This window comes from Escherichia sp. MOD1-EC4550 (assembly GCF_963876935.1).
GTDB classification, from domain to species: Bacteria; Pseudomonadota; Gammaproteobacteria; order Enterobacterales; family Enterobacteriaceae; genus Escherichia; species Escherichia coli_F.
On sequence record NZ_CAWNSE010000028.1, the window covers coordinates 1 to 17,018 of the forward strand.

Here is a 17,018-nt window from a genome sequence, read left to right on the forward strand (position 1 = left end):
GAGAAGCTTCGACTAAGGTTCGACTCGAGCGCCAGCGAGAGAGCATTGCCGCAGGCAACGACCCGTAGGGCGAAGCGCGCAGCGCTGAGTAATCCTTCCCCACCACCATCACACCCTTAAATACTCAAAACCTGTTACTTCAAGCTAATTTGCCCCGTGGCACCGCGTTTACCGGACCTACAATATCCTCCCCTGTAGGTCAGATAAGCGAATCACTCCGCAGCGTACCCATAAAAAAACCCCGCCGAAGCAGGGTCTGTGTGAACTAAAATTCACTTAGTGGCGAGCACGCACCAACTGATATTTCCGTGTCAGATACTCCACCGGTACGCTCCAGATGTGCACCAGACGCGAGAACGGGAACAGCAGGAATAACGTCATCCCCAGCACCAGGTGCAGACGGAAGATAAACGCCACACCATCAAGGTGTTGAGAAGCGCCACCGTGGAAGGTCACCACCGACTGCGCCCAGCCAACCAGTTTCATCATCTCGCTACCGTCCATATGCTGGGCGGAGAACGGAATGGTCAGCAGACCCAACGCGCACTGGATAACGAGCAGCGACAGGATCAAGATGTCCGCCCCGGTAGTCGTTGCACGCACGCGCGGGCTGAACAGGCGGCGTTTTAGCAACAGCACGCCGCCAATCAGACACAGCACGCCGCTGGCACCACCAGCAATCATCGCCATTTTCTGTTTCACTTCAATTGGCAACCACGCTTCATACATCCAGTGCGGCGTCAGCATACCGAAGAAGTGGCCGACAAAAATCCCCAGAATACCGATATGGAACAGGTTCGACGCCAGGTTCATCCCTTTGCGATCCAGCATCTGGCTGGATGCCGCGCGCCAGGTGTACTGCCCGTAGTCATAGCGCAGCCAGCTACCAATCAGGAAGACGGCCCCGGCTATGTACGGGTAGATATCAAAGAAGAACATATTCAGGAATTGCATTAGTGCTGTCCTCCGGTGGTGATATTCAGATATTGCGGCGCGACGGCACCGGCAAAGCGACGCTGATGAGCAGTGATTGCTGAATCACCGCAACCTTTGTCAGCAAAGAACTTAACCTGCTCTTCTTCCCAGACAGCATCCAGCGCCTGTGGCGTATCGTCGCGCGCTTCGTCGGCAATTTTTTCCGCCACTTTGTCGCTGTCGATAGCGGTATTCGCCAGTTTCAGCAGCAGATCAAACAGCACGGCATAACGGCTTTCACGCTGTTGCAGACGTGCGCTCAGCAACGCCAGGATCGGCGCGATGTCTTTCAAACCTTCCACGGCTTCGCTTTGCGGCAACTGCGCCAGGTACTCCAGATACAGCGGCAGATGATCCGGTAATTCGCGGCTGTTCAATTGCAAACTGTGCTGCTCATACTGTGCCAACAAGTCAACCATTGCCTGGCCGCGATCGCGGGATTCACCGTGAACATGCTCAAACAGCAGCAACGACGTGGCGCGGCCACGGTCGAACAGTTCGCTGTACTGGGCCTGAGCATCCAGCGGATCGAGCGCCGTTAAATCGCGCAGGAAAATACCCAGCGCATGGGCATCCTCTTTCGACAGATTTTCCGACGCAGCAATCGCCTCAAACATCTCTTGTTGATGCTGCCATAAGGCAGCATCCGGATATTCCAGGAGACGCGATACAATCACGAGTTCGATCATGGGTGCGGCTCCGTTTTACTGGTCACGTCGATGGCATCGATACGGCGGCTGTTGAACAGATTGAATTTGGTATCTGAACCGTGGCAGCCGTCACCAAAGGTAAAGCCACAGCCATTTTTCTCCGGGAAGGCTTCCCGCGCCAGTTCACGGTGACTGCTCGGCACCACAAAGCGATCTTCGTAGTTGGCAATTGCCAGATAACGGTACATTTCCTGTGCCTGAGCTTCGGTCAGACCGACCTCTTCCAGCGCACGGGTATCAACTTTACCGTCAACGGTTTCAGCACGTTTGTAATGACGCATCGCCAGCATACGTTTCAGCGCGCGCAGTACCGGTTTGGTATCACCGGCGGTCAGCAGATTCGCCAGATACTGTACCGGGATACGCAGGCTTTCGACGTCTGGCAAAATACCGTTGCTGCCCAGCTCGCCCGCATCTGCCGCAGACTGAATCGGCGACAGAGGCGGCACGTACCAGACCATCGGCAGTGTGCGATATTCCGGATGCAGCGGCAGCGCCAGTTTCCATTCCATCGCCATTTTATAAACCGGCGACTGCTGTGCGGCTTCAATAACGCTCAGCGGAATACCGTCCTTAATCGCCTGCTCGATGACTTTCGGATCGTTCGGATCGAGGAACACGTCCAGCTGACGCTGGTAGAGATCTTTCTCGTTCTCGGTGCTGGCCGCACGTTCAATCGCGTCGGCATCGTACAACAGCACGCCAAGATAACGGATACGACCGACACAGGTTTCAGAGCACACCGTCGGCTGACCGGCTTCAATACGCGGATAGCAGAAGATGCACTTCTCAGACTTACCGCTCTTCCAGTTGAAGTAGATTTTTTTGTACGGGCATCCGGTGATGCACATACGCCAGCCGCGGCATTTGTCCTGGTCGATCAGGACGATGCCATCTTCTTCACGCTTGTAAATCGCACCGCTCGGGCAGGTCGCCACACATGCCGGGTTCAGGCAGTGTTCGCACAGGCGTGGCAAATACATCATGAAGGTGTTTTCGAACTGGCTATACATCGCCTTCTGGATGTTGTCGAAGTTCTTGTCTTTCGCCAGTTTGTCAAACTCGCCGCCCAGGTCATCTTCCCAGTTTGGCCCTTTTTCGATTTTCGCCATCCGTTCGCCGGTAATCAGCGAACGTGGACGGGCAATCGGCTGCGATTTGCTGCCTTCCGGCGCGGTATGCAGGTTCTGATAGTCAAAATCGAACGGCTCGTAATAATCGTCGATCCCCGGCAGATGCGGGTTAGCGAAAATTTTACCCAGCAGCATGGCGCGGTTACCCATACGCGGCTGAAGTTTGCCGTTGATTTTTCGGATCCAGCCGCCTTTGTATTTTTCCTGGTTTTCCCAGTCTGTCGGGAAGCCCTGGCCCGGCTTGGTTTCCACGTTGTTGAACCACGCGTATTCCACGCCTTCACGGCTGGTCCAGACGTTTTTACAGGTCACTGAACAGGTGTGGCAACCGATGCACTTATCCAGATTCAGCACCATGCCGACTTGTGAACGAATTTTCATTTTACGCTCTCCTGTACCTGGTCATTGCCTTCGCCATCTAACCAGTCAATGTTCTTCATCTTACGCACTACAACAAATTCATCGCGGTTAGAACCTACAGTGCCGTAGTAGTTAAAGCCGTATGCCAGATGGGCATAGCCGCCAATCATATGCGTCGGTTTCGGCGTGATACGGGTGACCGAGTTATGAATACCGCCGCGCTGACTGGTGATTTCTGAACCAGGCAGGTTAACGATACGTTCCTGCGCGTGGTACATCATGGTCATCCCTGCCGGAACACGCTGGCTGACAACCGCACGGGCAGTCAGTGCACCGTTGCTGTTGAAGACTTCAATCCAGTCGTTATCGGCGATACCCAGCTCTTTGGCATCGGCTTCACTCAACCAGACTACCGGACCACCGCGACCTAAAGTCAGCATCAGCAGGTTGTCGCTATAGGTGGAGTGGATACCCCATTTCTGGTGCGGTGTCAGGAAGTTGAGCGCTTTTTCCGGATTACCGTTAGATTTCTGGCCCATCACTTCTTTCACCGAACGGGTGTCGATCGGCGGACGATAAACCAGCAGGCTTTCACCGAAATCACGCATCCACTGATGATCCTGATACAGTTGCTGACGGCCAGAGAGTGTGCGCCACGGGATCAGCTCGTGAACGTTGGTGTAACCGGCGTTGTAAGAAACATGTTCATCTTCAAGGCCAGACCAGGTCGGGCTGGAGATGATTTTGCGCGGCTGCGCCTGAATGTCACGGAAGCGGATCTTCTCGTCTTCTTTATTCAGCGCCAGATGCGTATGGTCACGACCGGTAAACTCGCTCAGGGCAGCCCAGGCTTTCACGGCTACCTGACCGTTGGTTTCCGGTGCCAGCGTCAGGATCATCTCTGCCGCATCAATGGCGGTGTTGAGCATCGGCTGACCTTTCGCCGGACCTTCCGCTTTGGTGTAGTTGAGCTTACGCAGCAGATCCATCTCGCTCTGGGTGTTCCAGGCAATCCCTTTACCGCCGTTACCGATTTTCTCCATCAGCGGGCCGATAGAGGTAAAGCGTTCGTAAGTTGCCGGATAATCGCGCTCTACGACCATAATGTGCGGTGCAGTTTTACCTGGAATCAGGTCGCATTCGCCTTTTTTCCAGTCTTTCACATCCAGCGGCTGCGCCAGTTCAGCGGCAGAGTCGTGCTGGATCGGCAGCGTAACGATGTCGGTTTCTTTGCCCAGATGACCAACGCACACTTCGGAGAATTTCTTCGCGATGGCTTTGTAGATTTCCCAGTCGCTTTTCGCTTCCCAGGCCGGATCGACCGCCGCAGACAGCGGGTGAATAAACGGATGCATATCCGAAGTATTCATGTCGTCTTTTTCGTACCAGGTCGCCGTCGGCAAAATGATGTCGGAATAGAGACAGGTGCTCGACAGACGGAAGTCCAGCGTCACCACCAGATCCAGCTTGCCTTCCAGACCGTTGTCCTGCCAGTCCACTTCTTCCGGCTTCACGCCGCCCTGCTGCCCCAGATCTTTACCCTGGATACCGTGCTCCGTCCCCAGCAGGTACTTGAGCATAAACTCATGACCTTTACCGGAAGAACCGAGCAGGTTAGAACGCCAGATGAACAGGTTACGCGGGTGGTTTTTACCGTTTTCTGGTTGTTCTGCCGCAAAACGGATAGAACCCTCTTTCAGGGATTTCACGGTGTAATCCACCGGATTCATGCCCGCTTTTTCCGCTTCGCGAGCGATAGTTAGCGGGTTAGTGCCTAACTGCGGCGCAGACGGCAGCCAGCCCATGCGTTCTGCACGGACGTTGAAGTCGATCAGATGTCCGGTATAGCGGGATTTATCCGCCATCGGCGACAGCAACTCTTCTGCGGTCACAGTTTCATAACGCCACTGGCTGGAGTGGTTATAGAAATAAGAGGTGCTGTTCATGTGACGCGCCGGACGCTGCCAGTCAAGGGCAAACGCCAGCGGCTGCCAGCCGGTTTGCGGACGCAGTTTTTCCTGACCTACATAGTGCGCCCAGCCGCCACCGCTCTGACCGACACAACCGCAGAAAATTAGCATGTTGATCAGACCGCGATAGTTCATATCAAGGTGATACCAGTGGTTCAGACCAGCACCAACGATGATCATTGAACGACCGTGGGTCTTATCAGCGTTGTCAGCAAATTCACGGGCAATGCGGATAATCTGGCTGCGAGAAACGCCGGTAATCTGCTCGGCCCACGCAGGGGTGTAGGCTTTCACGTCGTCATAGCTGGTTGCGCAGTTAACGTCGTTCAGACCACGTTCCAGACCGTAGTTTGCCAACGTCAGATCATAAACGGTCGTCACCAGTGCAGTGCTGCCATCAGCCAGTTGCAGGCGTTTTACCGGCAGCTTGTGCAGCAGCACGTTTTCCAGTTCCACTTTGTTGAAGTGTTCCGTGCCGTCGCCACCAAAGTATGGGAAGCCCACTTCAGCGATCTCATCCTGGCTACCCAGCAGGCTCAGTTGTAGCTCAGTTTCTTCGCCGGTTTTGCCGTCGCGCTGCTCAAGATTCCATTTGCCCTTCTCGCCCCAGCGGAAGCCAATAGAACCGTTCGGTGCAACCATTTCGCCATTGGTATTGAAGGCGACTGTTTTCCATTCCGGATTGTTTTCCTGGCCCAGTGCATCCACCAGATCGGCAGCGCGCAGCATACGACCCGCAGCGTAGTAACCGTCGCGCTCTTCCAGCATCACCAGCATTGGCATGTCGGTATAACGACGCACATAGTCGGTGAAATACTGGCTTGGGTTGTCGAGGTGGAATTCACGCAGCATCACGTGGCCCATCGCCAGCGCCATTGCTGCGTCGGTGCCCTGCTTCGGTGCCAGCCACAGATCGCACAGTTTGGCGATTTCAGCGTAGTCCGGCGTGACAGCAACGGTTTTGGTGCCTTTGTAGCGCACTTCAGTAAAGAAGTGAGCATCCGGGGTACGGGTCTGCGGCACGTTAGAGCCCCAGGCGATGATGTAGCTGGAGTTGTACCAGTCAGCGGATTCTGGTACGTCAGTCTGCTCACCCCAGGTTTGTGGAGATGCAGGAGGCAGGTCGCAGTACCAGTCGTAGAAACTTAAGCAGGTACCACCAAGCAGCGAGAGATAGCGCGCACCCGATGCGTAAGAAACCATCGACATTGCCGGAATTGGCGAGAAGCCAGCGACACGGTCCGGGCCGTAGTTTTTGATGGTGTAAACGTTAGATGCGGCGATCAGTTCGTTCACTTCCTGCCAGGAAGAACGAACAAAACCACCACGTCCACGCGCTTGTTTAAAGCTTTTCGCTTTATCGGCGTCTTCAATGATAGAAGCCCATGCCTCAACCGGATCGCTATGCTGCGCCTTCGCTTCACGCCACATTTTCATCAGGCGTTTGCGCATCATCGGATATTTCAGACGGTTGGCGCTATAGAGATACCAGGAGTAGCTGGCACCGCGCGGGCAGCCGCGAGGTTCATGGTTTGGCAGATCCGGACGGGTACGCGGATAGTCAGTTTGCTGGGTTTCCCAGGTCACCAGACCGTTTTTAACGTAGATTTTCCAGCTGCAGGAGCCGGTGCAGTTTACCCCATGGGTAGAGCGGACGATTTTGTCATGCTGCCAACGCTGGCGATATCCATCCTCCCAGTCACGGTTGGTATTGAGAAGCTGGCCATGCCCATCGGCAAAGGTTTCACCCTTCTGTTTGAAGTAGCGAAACCGGTCCAGGAATTTACTCATCGGTTTTCTCCTGTGGGAGCCTGTCGGCCCTCTGATAAATCGACATTGCTAATGTTTAAGGGCAAGGTAACGCTCTGAAACAGCGTGGGAATTGATAACGATCAAGAGTGATGGGGATGAAAAATAAAGTAAATTCCTAAGATACCCCTTTAGGATAATTAACAGTTACAGCATAAAAGACTGTAAATTAAGGCATTTTATACCTGTAGTTATTTAAACTATTAAGAATTTTATGCAGATGGGTATTAAGGAGTATTCCCCATGGGTAACATATTAATGGCTCTTAATGCAATCCGGCGAAATAAGCCACACCTCATAAGAATGTTGTAACTAAACAACAAGTAAAAAAAGCGCGACATTATGTCGCGCAAAGGATAATCAAATATTACGATTTATTTTTTAGAATGCCGACCGTATACCGCCCAGGTAATCACCACGCAGGCGATATAGAAAATCAAAAATACTTTCATTGCGCCGACTGGCGAACCCGTTAATGCCAGCGAGCTACCGAACGCTTTCGGGATAAAGAAGCCACCAATCGCGCCAATCGCAGAGATGAAACCCAGCGCCGCCGCCGTGTCGGTTGCCGCTTCACGCATCGCACGTTCGTCAGAACCCCCTTCTGCTTTCACGCGATCCATTGTCAGTTTACGGAAGATCACGGAAATCATCTGGAAGGTGGACCCGCTACCCAGCCCAGCGGTCAGGAACAGTGCCAGGAAGACAGCAAAGAACGCCATAAAGCTTCCGCCCTGCCCATCAGTCGGTAAGGTCAGGAACAGCAGGCCGCTGAAAATCGCCATCAGGATAAAGTTCACCAGTGTGACACGAGTTCCGCCCAGACGGTCAGATAATGCACCACCTGCAGAACGCGCCAGCGCACCAATAAACGGCCCGAAGAATGCATATTGCAGTATCTGTACATCCGGGAACTGCGTTTTTGACAGCATCGCAAAGCCCGCGGAAAAGCCGATGAAGGAACCGAAGGTTGCCAGATACAGCAGGCTCATAATCCACAGATGACCCCGTTTGAGTACCGGCAACTGCTCCTTGATGGAGGCTTTTGAGGTAGCAAGATCGTTCATGCCAAACCACGCCGCAATGGTGAAGATGGCAAGGAACGGCACCCATACCCAGGACGCATTCGCCAGATACAGCTCAGTCCCATCCGGCTGTTTGACACCCTGGCTACCAAATACTGCGAAAATCGACAGTGATACCACCAGCGGAGCAACCAACTGCATGACGCTGACGCCCATGTTGCCCAGACCACCATTCAGACCCAGCGCGCCACCCTGCTTCTGTTTCGGAAAGAAGAAGCTGATGTTTGCCATACTGGATGCGAAGTTCGCGCCAGCAAAGCCGCACAGCAGAGAGATGATGATGAAGACGCTATAAGGCGTGGAGGTATCCTGCACGGCAAAACCCAGCCAGACGCAAGGAATAATCAGAATACCGGTGCTGAACGCCGTCCAGCGACGACCACCGAAGATAGGAACCATAAAGGAGTATGGAACACGTAACAACGCGCCAGAAACCGAAGGCAGCGCCGTCAACATAAATAGCTGATCGGTCGTAAAATTAAAACCGACTTTCGGTAAGTTCACCGCAACAGCACTGAATAACATCCATACGCAAAACGCCAGCAGCAGACAGGGAACGGAAATCCACAGGTTGCGGCTGGCAATACGTTGACCGCGTTGTTGCCAGAACGCAGGATCTTCCGGTCGCCAATCTGTAATGACAGCTCCAGTAGCCCTTTCGGGGGCGGATGAGTGACTCATAGACACCTCTGATACTCGTTTCGATGTCTGCCACCTTAGTGTCTGTAGCTAAAGGCAATTTGATGTAAATCAAACGATAAGATAACTTTATCTATCATTGATATTTATCATTACCCATAGTGAGTACAGTGATTTCATAAAAATTATGAGATTTTTCACGGTGCTGTAAAATCCCTACCCTTACCGATGTAAAGCGACTTACCACGCGGCAAATAAGGAGTAACTCTTTCCGGGTATGGGTATACTTCAGCCAATAGCCGAGAATACTGCCATTCCAGAATGTATCGTCACATTCATTAAGGTTATTGCTCATTTAAAGCCTGAAGGAAGAGGTTTGCATGCTTAAACGTTGTCTCTCTCCGCTCACCCTGGTTAATCAGGTTGCGCTTATTGTGTTGCTTTCTACTGCTATTGGACTGGCGGGGATGGCGGTTTCTGGCTGGCTGGTGCAAGGCGTTCAGGGCAGCGCCCATGCGATCAACAAAGCGGGATCGCTGCGCATGCAAAGTTACCGTCTGTTGGCGGCAGTGCCATTAAGCGAGAAAGACAAGCCCTTAATTAAAGAGATGGAACAAACGGCATTTAGCGCCGAGTTAACCCGAGCAGCAGAACGAGACGGACAACTGGCGCAACTACAGGGTTTACAAGATTACTGGCGTAATGAACTGATCCCTGCGCTGCTGCGTGCACAAAACCGCAAAACGGTGTCAGCGGATGTCAGCCAGTTTGTTGCCGGGCTTGATCAACTGGTATCTGGTTTTGACCGCACCACGGAAATGCGCATTGAGACAGTGGTGCTGGTCCATCGGGTAATGGCGGTATTTATGGCACTTTTACTGGTGTTCACTATTATCTGGTTGCGGGCGCGACTGCTACAACCGTGGCGGCAGTTGTTGGCAATGGCGAGTGCCGTCAGCCATCGCGATTTTACCCAACGCGCGAACATCAGCGGGCGCAACGAAATGGCTATGCTTGGAACTGCGTTGAACAATATGTCTGCAGAACTGGCGGAAAGTTACGCCGTACTTGAGCAGCGGGTTCAGGAGAAAACCGCCGGGCTGGAACATAAAAATCAGATCCTCTCTTTTTTATGGCAGGCCAACCGCCGTTTGCATTCCCGCGCCCCGCTGTGTGAACGCCTGTCACCTGTACTCAACGGCTTACAGAATTTAACCCTGCTACGTGATATCGAACTGCGGGTGTATGACACTGATGATGAAGAGAATCATCAGGAGTTTACCTGCCAGCCAGATATGACCTGCGATGATAAAGGCTGTCAGCTCTGCCCGCGCGGTGTACTCCCCGTTGGCGATCGCGGCACAACCCTGAAGTGGCGGCTGGCTGACTCTCATACGCAGTACGGTATTTTGCTGGCAACCCTGCCGCAGGGGCGTCATCTTAGTCATGATCAACAACAACTGGTGGATACCCTGGTTGAACAACTCACCGCCACGCTTGCGCTGGATCGCCATCAGGAACGTCAGCAACAGTTGATCGTGATGGAAGAGCGTGCCACCATTGCGCGCGAACTGCATGATTCTATTGCCCAATCTCTCTCTTGCATGAAGATGCAGGTGAGTTGTTTACAGATGCAGGGCGATGCGCTGCCAGAAAGCAGCCGCGAACTGTTAAGTCAGATCCGTAACGAACTGAATGCATCCTGGGCGCAGTTGCGTGAATTGCTCACCACATTCCGCTTGCAGCTCACCGAGCCTGGATTACGTCCGGCGCTGGAGGCGAGTTGCGAAGAGTACAGCGCCAGGTTTGGCTTCCCGGTGAAGCTGGATTATCAATTGCCGCCTCGTCTGGTGCCTTCGCATCAGGCAATCCATCTGTTGCAAATTGCCCGTGAGGCATTAAGTAACGCCCTCAAACATTCGCAAGCGAGTGAGGTCGTGGTGACAGTGGCGCAAAACGATAATCAGGTCAAACTGACCGTCCAGGATAACGGCTGCGGCGTGCCTGAAAATGCCATCCGCAGCAATCACTACGGCATGATAATAATGCGCGACCGTGCGCAAAGTTTACGGGGCGATTGCCGCGTCCGCCGTCGTGAATCAGGTGGCACCGAAGTGGTGGTCACCTTTATTCCCGAAAAAACTTTCACAGACGTCCAAGGAGATACCCATGAGTAATCAGGAACTGGCTACTATCCTGCTGATCGACGATCACCCGATGCTGCGAACTGGCGTAAAACAGCTTATCAGTATGGCACCAGATATCACCGTGGTTGGCGAAGCGAGTAATGGCGAACAGGGTATTGAACTGGCGGAGTCTCTTGATCCCGATTTGATCTTGTTAGATCTCAATATGCCCGGCATGAACGGTCTGGAAACGCTGGATAAACTGCGCGAAAAGTCCCTCTCCGGGCGCATTGTGGTATTCAGCGTCTCTAACCATGAAGAAGATGTGGTCACCGCACTGAAACGCGGCGCGGATGGCTATCTGTTAAAAGATATGGAACCGGAAGATCTGCTGAAAGCATTGCATCAGGCAGCTGCTGGCGAAATGGTATTAAGCGAAGCATTAACGCCTGTTCTGGCCGCCAGCTTGCGCGCTAACCGTGCCACTACTGAACGCGATGTTAACCAGTTAACCCCACGCGAGCGCGACATTCTCAAGCTGATTGCCCAGGGTTTGCCAAACAAGATGATTGCCCGCCGCCTGGATATCACCGAAAGCACAGTAAAAGTGCACGTCAAGCACATGCTGAAGAAAATGAAGCTCAAGTCTCGCGTGGAAGCAGCGGTATGGGTGCATCAGGAGCGCATTTTCTGATTACGGTTCCCAGCGCAGTTCGTCGTTCGACAATGCGTCGAACGGTTCGACAAGCGTTAGCGTGATCTCATTGGAGGAGACACGCTGCCCCTGGTTATCTTCCACCACCACCGACAATCGCCAGTGATTGCTTGCCCCTTTCCCGTTTTGCCAGTCAGGCATGATCAGCGTCCAGCCCTCCGCGCTGTTGGCTTGTGCGCCCGGCGTCAAACTTAATATCTGCGTATCGCCCTGCCAAATCAGTTGCCGAATACCATAACGACTGCGGATTTGTAATTTCAGCGGCACTGTTTCGCCAGGTTTTAGATCCCACGGCGGTGTCGCCAGAAACACCGTTAACGTTTTTCGCTGTCGGTACTCAAGAGTCGGTAGATTATTTCGCTGCGGATTATCATAGCGACTACCACGTAACGACTGACTTTCGGCAACCTCGCCCGCAGAAAGTTGTTTTTTGAGTGGTACACCAAAACGGTAGTTAAGATTCAGCCCGAGGTTATTTTGATTCTCGCCGCTTTCACCCTGTTTATGCTGGGCCGTCACCGTGACTAAGGGCACAGGGGTGTAATTTAATCCCAGACTCAATGCGACGGGATTGTGATAACCCGTACCAGAGTTAAATAAATCAACGCGATCACCAAAATACTGTTCTACGCTGACGCTGGTATTGAGGTGTTGATAGAACGGCATGCGCATCCGGGCCGTCAGATCGTACCCGCGCGCCATCCTTTGTTCTTGTATGGCTGTCTGTTCATGCCATGTAGCAAACGGCTGATAATAGTTTGCTGATAGCCGCAAATATTCGCCCCACGCTTCGGCGCCAAGGCCTGCTCGCTGAAGATTTTCGTCCAGCAAGTTGTCATAAAAGGTGTTATACCCCACCAGCCAGTTGCCGCGCGCCCAGCGTTGCCCAACTCCAAGATTGCTCACCAGCCCATCATCCTGCTGAGTAAGACCCAGCTGGCTCCAGGTGAGATAACGATCATTATCCTGTAAAGGCACAAACCAACTTCCGCGACTGCCGGTGAAATGACCTTCGTTATCTACTTTGACGTCAACACTGGCATTTCCCCACGGTGATAGCCAGGACTCTACGTGCTGATTAACCTGTTGACTAAGCGCGTCGCGGACTTTTCCCAATGCGAAAGCTTTTGCCTGCTCGCCAGTATCCAGCCCGTTATCATTCATACTGGTTTCGCCGAAATCTTTCACAATTTCAGCAAAGTGTTTTTCCCCATCATGATTTTCGGGAGCCATGCCTAAATCCGGCAGACCATCATTGTTATTATCAAAGGGATTTGCCGCTTTTTGCTCGAAGGTAGATTGTGCGTTAGCTGTACCGCCTGCCGCCAGCAAGAGTAAATAAAACGGAATAATGCGAGGAACGAAACGGCTCAAAACGTCGGTAACTTCCGGTAAAAAATGAAAAACCATAGCCTTAAAGAATAACGATTACTGGCAACTTTTGTCGTATTTTCTCGCGCTTTCAGGAAAATCCTTAAAAATGTGACCGATTGGTCAGACGCTGCAGAAGCAGTAAGATAGAAGATCAGTGTCTAATTCCCTGAATACAGGAGTAAATAATGCAAAAAATCGTGATCGTTGCCAATGGCGCACCTTACGGGAGCGAATCCTTGTTTAACAGCTTGCGGCTGGCCATTGCGTTACGAGAGCAGGAGAACAATCTGGATCTGCGTCTGTTCCTGATGTCTGATGCGGTCACAGCCGGGTTGCGCGGGCAAAAACCAGGGGAAGGCTACAACATTCAGCAAATGCTGGAGATCCTTACCGCTCAGAATGTACCGGTGAAATTGTGCAAAACCTGTACCGACGGGCGCGGGATTAGTACACTTCCTCTGATTGATGGGGTGGAAATCGGTACTCTTGTGGAACTGGCGCAATGGACGCTGTCAGCCGATAAAGTGCTCACATTTTAATGTTTGAGGGGGCGTCTGACGCCCCACTAGAGGGAAGTTTACTCAGGCGAATCCCGGCCGTAACACACCATCCGGATAATTCTCCGCCAGCAGTTTTTTTACCGATACCAGCAAATCATTCAGCCCATCGTCCTGCATTCCCAGTTTGATAAGCTCCTGTTCCAGTGAAAACAGGTATTGTGCGTTGGTTCCCAGTGGACCGCTCGCCGCCGCAATCAACGGCGCGATGACCTGAGCGCGAGTGTCTGATTCATATTCTGGATGTCGCGGGTCCATAATAAACACAATGGCGTTTACTGTGCGTCCATCATCAAGATCAAGCTGACACCAGGTTGGCAGATAACAGCCGGTAATCATCTCGCGCTTCCACAACAGTGTTAGTTCCTGCTCCAGCGTCTCTTCTGGCAGTCGATAGGCGACGCCTGTGGTGCGTCCGCCCTCTTTCAGTGCAAGCATCCGTCCCGGCTGGTGCGCAGTCCCGCGCCCGGCGGTCAGGCGCAGGCAAAACGCGCGATGCCATCCAACCAGTGTACCGGTGCACGACTCGGTAAACTCCAGTGCTGGATTCCACATCAACGATCCATAACCGAAGATCCACACCGGTCCCTCATCAGGTCGACAAGCCAGCGTCGCCGCCAGCGAAGCCGCCCGTTGCTCTGCTGACCATAAGAGTGATTCTTCAATGGCACCAAATGCCGTTTTACAATCGGCATTCATCAAGAAATCACGCGTTATCACCTTACACCTCCGCCACTGCATACTTCCCTGCGACAACTTTTTGGTGTCTTCCGGACATTTTTACTGCTCATTTTGAAACCATTAACGGGACAATATGCAATCCACGGACCACTTGCAAGGCAACACCGCACGAATAGCTTTAACTAAGCTACCAGTTTTACGATTTTTTATGCCATTTATCATCATCCCCTTTGGCATATTCATGCTTCACAGCAGCCCAGGCCACTTTATGCGCGGTTTCTTCGCGACTGGCGTCATCACGCCGATCTTCTTTATCTTTATATTGATCCCATGCGCTGTTGAACGCTTCTTTATAGATATCCTGAGCATGAGACGGTAGCACGTGCTTTACGCTTTCCGGCAGATCGCTTTTCGTTTTATACGGCATCGTTGACTCCTTTTACAAAGTTGAACATTAAGTGTGGTCAACAATATCCACTCTTGCCAAAACATAAGAATTTTCATGTCAGACTCTTCTTAAGAAACGCTAAAACAAACATTGTCTAAACGCATTGCTTATTTTTATGGCCCAATGAGTAAAAAATCGACAGCGGGGTAAAAATTCGTAAAATGTTACCGATATACAGACACTTTCTGTTATTTTTCCTACCTATTTTTTACATTTTCGATAAATTCATCTGCAAAGGGATAACCATAATGTCAAATGCTCAAGAGGCGGTAAAAACCCGCCACAAGGAGACTTCGCTTATTTTCCCGGTTCTGGCGCTGGTAGTGCTGTTCCTGTGGGGAAGCAGCCAGACACTACCAGTGGTCATTGCCATCAACCTTCTTGCTCTTATTGGTATTTTAAGTAGCGCCTTTAGTGTTGTCCGTCATGCGGACGTATTAGCCCATCGCCTGGGAGAACCTTACGGTTCGCTTATTCTTAGCCTTTCAGTGGTTATTCTTGAAGTCAGTTTGATTTCAGCTTTAATGGCAACCGGCGACGCCGCGCCAACGCTAATGCGTGATACGCTCTATTCAATCATTATGATTGTTACCGGTGGGCTGGTTGGCTTTTCATTATTGTTGGGCGGACGCAAGTTTGCCACCCAATATATGAATCTGTTTGGTATCAAGCAGTATTTAATTGCGCTGTTCCCCCTGGCGATAATCGTACTGGTATTTCCAATGGCTTTGCCTGTGGCGAATTTTTCAACCGGTCAGGCGTTACTGGTAGCATTAATTTCTGCGGCAATGTATGGCGTATTTTTGCTGATCCAGACCAAAACGCATCAAAGTTTATTTGTCTACGAGCACGAAGATGACAGTGATGATGACGACCCGCACCACGGTAAACCGTCTGCCCATAGCAGCCTGTGGCATGCTATCTGGTTGATTGTCCATCTGATTGCCGTTATTGCAGTCACCAAAATGAACGCCAGCCCGCTGGAGACATTGCTCGACAGCATGAATGCCCCTGTCGCCTTTACTGGCTTCCTGGTGGCTCTGTTGATTCTGTCGCCGGAAGGTTTAGGTGCGTTAAAAGCAGTGTTGAACAACCAGGTCCAGCGCGCGATGAATCTGTTCTTTGGTTCAGTGTTAGCAACCATTTCGCTTACCGTACCTGTCGTCACGCTAATTGCCTTTATGACGGGTAACGAATTGCAGTTTGCACTTGGTGCGCCAGAAATGGTGGTGATGGTGGCCTCTTTAGTGCTGTGCCATATCTCCTTCTCCACCGGACGTACTAACGTGCTCAATGGCGCAGCGCATCTGGCACTGTTTGCCGCCTATTTGATGACGATATTTGCCTGACAGTTATATCTCCTCCGATGACAGAAATCGGGGGAGATAATATAAATTCCTGCTTATTGTATTTCTTCATACTACCTGAACAGGTCGTTAATCAGAATTGCGAGCCTGTACCACAACCTGCACGAAACCACTGCAACAGCTGTTGAAAAGCCGGAATGTACTCTTTATTGCAAACATTTCAGGGATGAAGTGAAGATGAATTGAGACGTAATATCCACACCAAGCCGGCGTTATCCGGTGAGGCGCAATGTTGCGGGGGCTTTATCCCTGGTGGCATTGGTTGCTGGAAAGAGAAAACCCCCGCACGTTGAGAGGTAAAACCTGACAACAGAACGGGGGCTAATCTTGAACCATCAACAATTCAAGAATAGCCGCAAAATGTTGTCATTACAACAAGGCGGCTATATGACGCTCGCGCAGTTTGCCATGATTTTCTGGCACGACCTGGCGGCACCGATCCTGGCGGGGATTATTACCGCAGTGATTGTCAGCTGATGGCGTAACCGGAAGTAAGGTGAAAACGGGCGTCAGGCTGCCGTGATGGCAATATGCGCCCGAAACCGGCCGCAGGGGTAACAGCCTGCGGCCCTTTTTGTCTTTATCTCTTCTGCAAGTAAATATTGGCAACCCGAGCTGGAAGCATCATCCAGAGCACTCATGAAACGATTGTAACAACTGTTGAAAAACCGGAATGCACTCTTCATTGCAAACATTTCAGGGATGAAGTGAAGATGAATTGAGACGTAGTATCCACACCAAGCCGGAGTTATCCGGTGAGGCGCAATGTTGCGGGGGCTCTATCCCTGGTGGCATTGGTTGCTGGAAAGAGAAAACCCCCGCACGTTGAGAGGTACAACCTGACAACAGAACGGGGGCTAATCTTGAAACCAGACACTTCAAGAATAGCCGCAAAATGTTGTCATTACAACAAGGCGGCTATATGACGCTCGCGCAGTTTGCCATGACATTCTGGCACGACCTGGCAGCACCGATCCTGGCGGGAATTATTACCGCAGCGATTGTCAGCTGGTGGCGTAACCGGAAGTAAGGTGAAAACGGGCGTCAGGCTGCCGTGATGGCAATATGC

General features: G+C 51.9%; 14 protein-coding genes and 1 other RNA gene. 7 read left to right on the plus strand and 8 right to left on the minus strand.

Annotated elements, in window-relative coordinates; genetic code table 11:
• Positions 1 to 108, plus strand: a non-coding RNA gene (locus tag AACU19_RS18900) — RtT sRNA; the annotation flags it as partial.
• Positions 109 to 276: 168 nt separating this feature from the next.
• On the opposite strand, the gene narI is transcribed toward AACU19_RS18900, so the two are convergent.
• The 5 genes from narI to narK all read right to left on the minus strand — a co-directional run bounded on the left by narI (position 277) and on the right by narK (position 8,723).
• Entirely contained in the window at positions 277 to 954 is a 678-nt protein-coding gene (narI, locus tag AACU19_RS18905) for a respiratory nitrate reductase subunit gamma (protein ID WP_001160117.1), read from the minus strand.
• Positions 954 to 1,664 (minus strand): nitrate reductase molybdenum cofactor assembly chaperone, encoded by a 711-nt coding sequence (gene narJ, locus AACU19_RS18910; RefSeq protein ID WP_105279214.1) that lies wholly within the window; start codon positions 1,662 to 1,664, stop codon positions 954 to 956. The genes narI and narJ overlap by 1 nt, the downstream gene beginning before the upstream one ends.
• Positions 1,661 to 3,199 (minus strand): nitrate reductase subunit beta, encoded by a 1,539-nt coding sequence (gene narH / locus AACU19_RS18915; RefSeq protein WP_000702650.1) that lies wholly within the window; start codon positions 3,197 to 3,199, stop codon positions 1,661 to 1,663. The genes narJ and narH overlap by 4 nt, the downstream gene beginning before the upstream one ends.
• Entirely contained in the window at positions 3,196 to 6,939 is a 3,744-nt protein-coding gene (locus tag AACU19_RS18920) for a nitrate reductase subunit alpha (RefSeq protein ID WP_105279215.1), read from the minus strand. The genes narH and AACU19_RS18920 overlap by 4 nt, the downstream gene beginning before the upstream one ends.
• Positions 6,940 to 7,331: 392 nt before the next feature.
• Complete coding sequence (gene narK / locus AACU19_RS18925) at positions 7,332 to 8,723, minus strand: nitrate transporter NarK (protein WP_000019836.1); 1,392 nt, start codon at positions 8,721 to 8,723, stop codon at positions 7,332 to 7,334.
• 338 nt (positions 8,724 to 9,061) lie between these two features.
• On the opposite strand from narK, the gene narX reads away from it, so the two are divergent.
• Complete coding sequence (narX, locus tag AACU19_RS18930; protein WP_000918048.1) at positions 9,062 to 10,858, plus strand: nitrate/nitrite two-component system sensor histidine kinase NarX; 1,797 nt, start codon at positions 9,062 to 9,064, stop codon at positions 10,856 to 10,858.
• Positions 10,851 to 11,501, plus strand: a complete 651-nt coding sequence (gene narL / locus AACU19_RS18935) for a two-component system response regulator NarL (RefSeq protein ID WP_000070482.1) — start codon at positions 10,851 to 10,853, stop codon at positions 11,499 to 11,501. The genes narX and narL overlap by 8 nt, the downstream gene beginning before the upstream one ends.
• On the opposite strand, the gene ychO is transcribed toward narL, so the two are convergent.
• Positions 11,502 to 12,896, minus strand: coding sequence for an inverse autotransporter invasin YchO (ychO, locus tag AACU19_RS18940; protein ID WP_105279217.1), 1,395 nt, complete (start codon positions 12,894 to 12,896; stop codon positions 11,502 to 11,504).
• Positions 12,897 to 13,081: 185 nt separating this feature from the next.
• Between ychO and ychN the strand changes: the two genes are divergently transcribed.
• Positions 13,082 to 13,435, plus strand: coding sequence for a DsrE/F sulfur relay family protein YchN (ychN, locus tag AACU19_RS18945; protein ID WP_001169659.1), 354 nt, complete (start codon positions 13,082 to 13,084; stop codon positions 13,433 to 13,435).
• A gap of 42 nt (positions 13,436 to 13,477) precedes the next feature.
• Here ychN and chaC read toward each other — a convergent pair whose 3' ends face one another.
• Positions 13,478 to 14,173: a glutathione-specific gamma-glutamylcyclotransferase gene (gene chaC / locus AACU19_RS18950; RefSeq protein WP_001295621.1), complete on the minus strand. Its 696-nt coding sequence runs from the start codon at positions 14,171 to 14,173 to the stop codon at positions 13,478 to 13,480.
• A gap of 157 nt (positions 14,174 to 14,330) precedes the next feature.
• Positions 14,331 to 14,561 carry a putative cation transport regulator ChaB gene (gene chaB / locus AACU19_RS18955; RefSeq protein ID WP_001146444.1) on the minus strand — a complete coding sequence of 77 codons (231 nt, stop codon included), beginning with the start codon at positions 14,559 to 14,561 and terminating at the stop codon, positions 14,331 to 14,333.
• A gap of 269 nt (positions 14,562 to 14,830) precedes the next feature.
• Between chaB and chaA the strand changes: the two genes are divergently transcribed.
• The 3 genes from chaA to AACU19_RS18970 all read left to right on the plus strand — a co-directional run bounded on the left by chaA (position 14,831) and on the right by AACU19_RS18970 (position 16,979).
• On the plus strand, positions 14,831 to 15,931 hold the full coding sequence (gene chaA / locus AACU19_RS18960; RefSeq protein WP_001306585.1) for a sodium-potassium/proton antiporter ChaA: 1,101 nt from the start codon (positions 14,831 to 14,833) through the stop codon (positions 15,929 to 15,931).
• Positions 15,932 to 16,336: 405 nt separating this feature from the next.
• Positions 16,337 to 16,426, plus strand: coding sequence for a type I toxin-antitoxin system toxin Ldr family protein (locus AACU19_RS18965; RefSeq protein WP_123057673.1), 90 nt, complete (start codon positions 16,337 to 16,339; stop codon positions 16,424 to 16,426).
• A 445-nt stretch (positions 16,427 to 16,871) separates the two neighbouring features.
• Entirely contained in the window at positions 16,872 to 16,979 is a 108-nt protein-coding gene (locus AACU19_RS18970) for a type I toxin-antitoxin system toxin Ldr family protein (protein WP_000170965.1), read from the plus strand.
• The last annotated feature ends 39 nt before the right edge of the window (positions 16,980 to 17,018 follow it).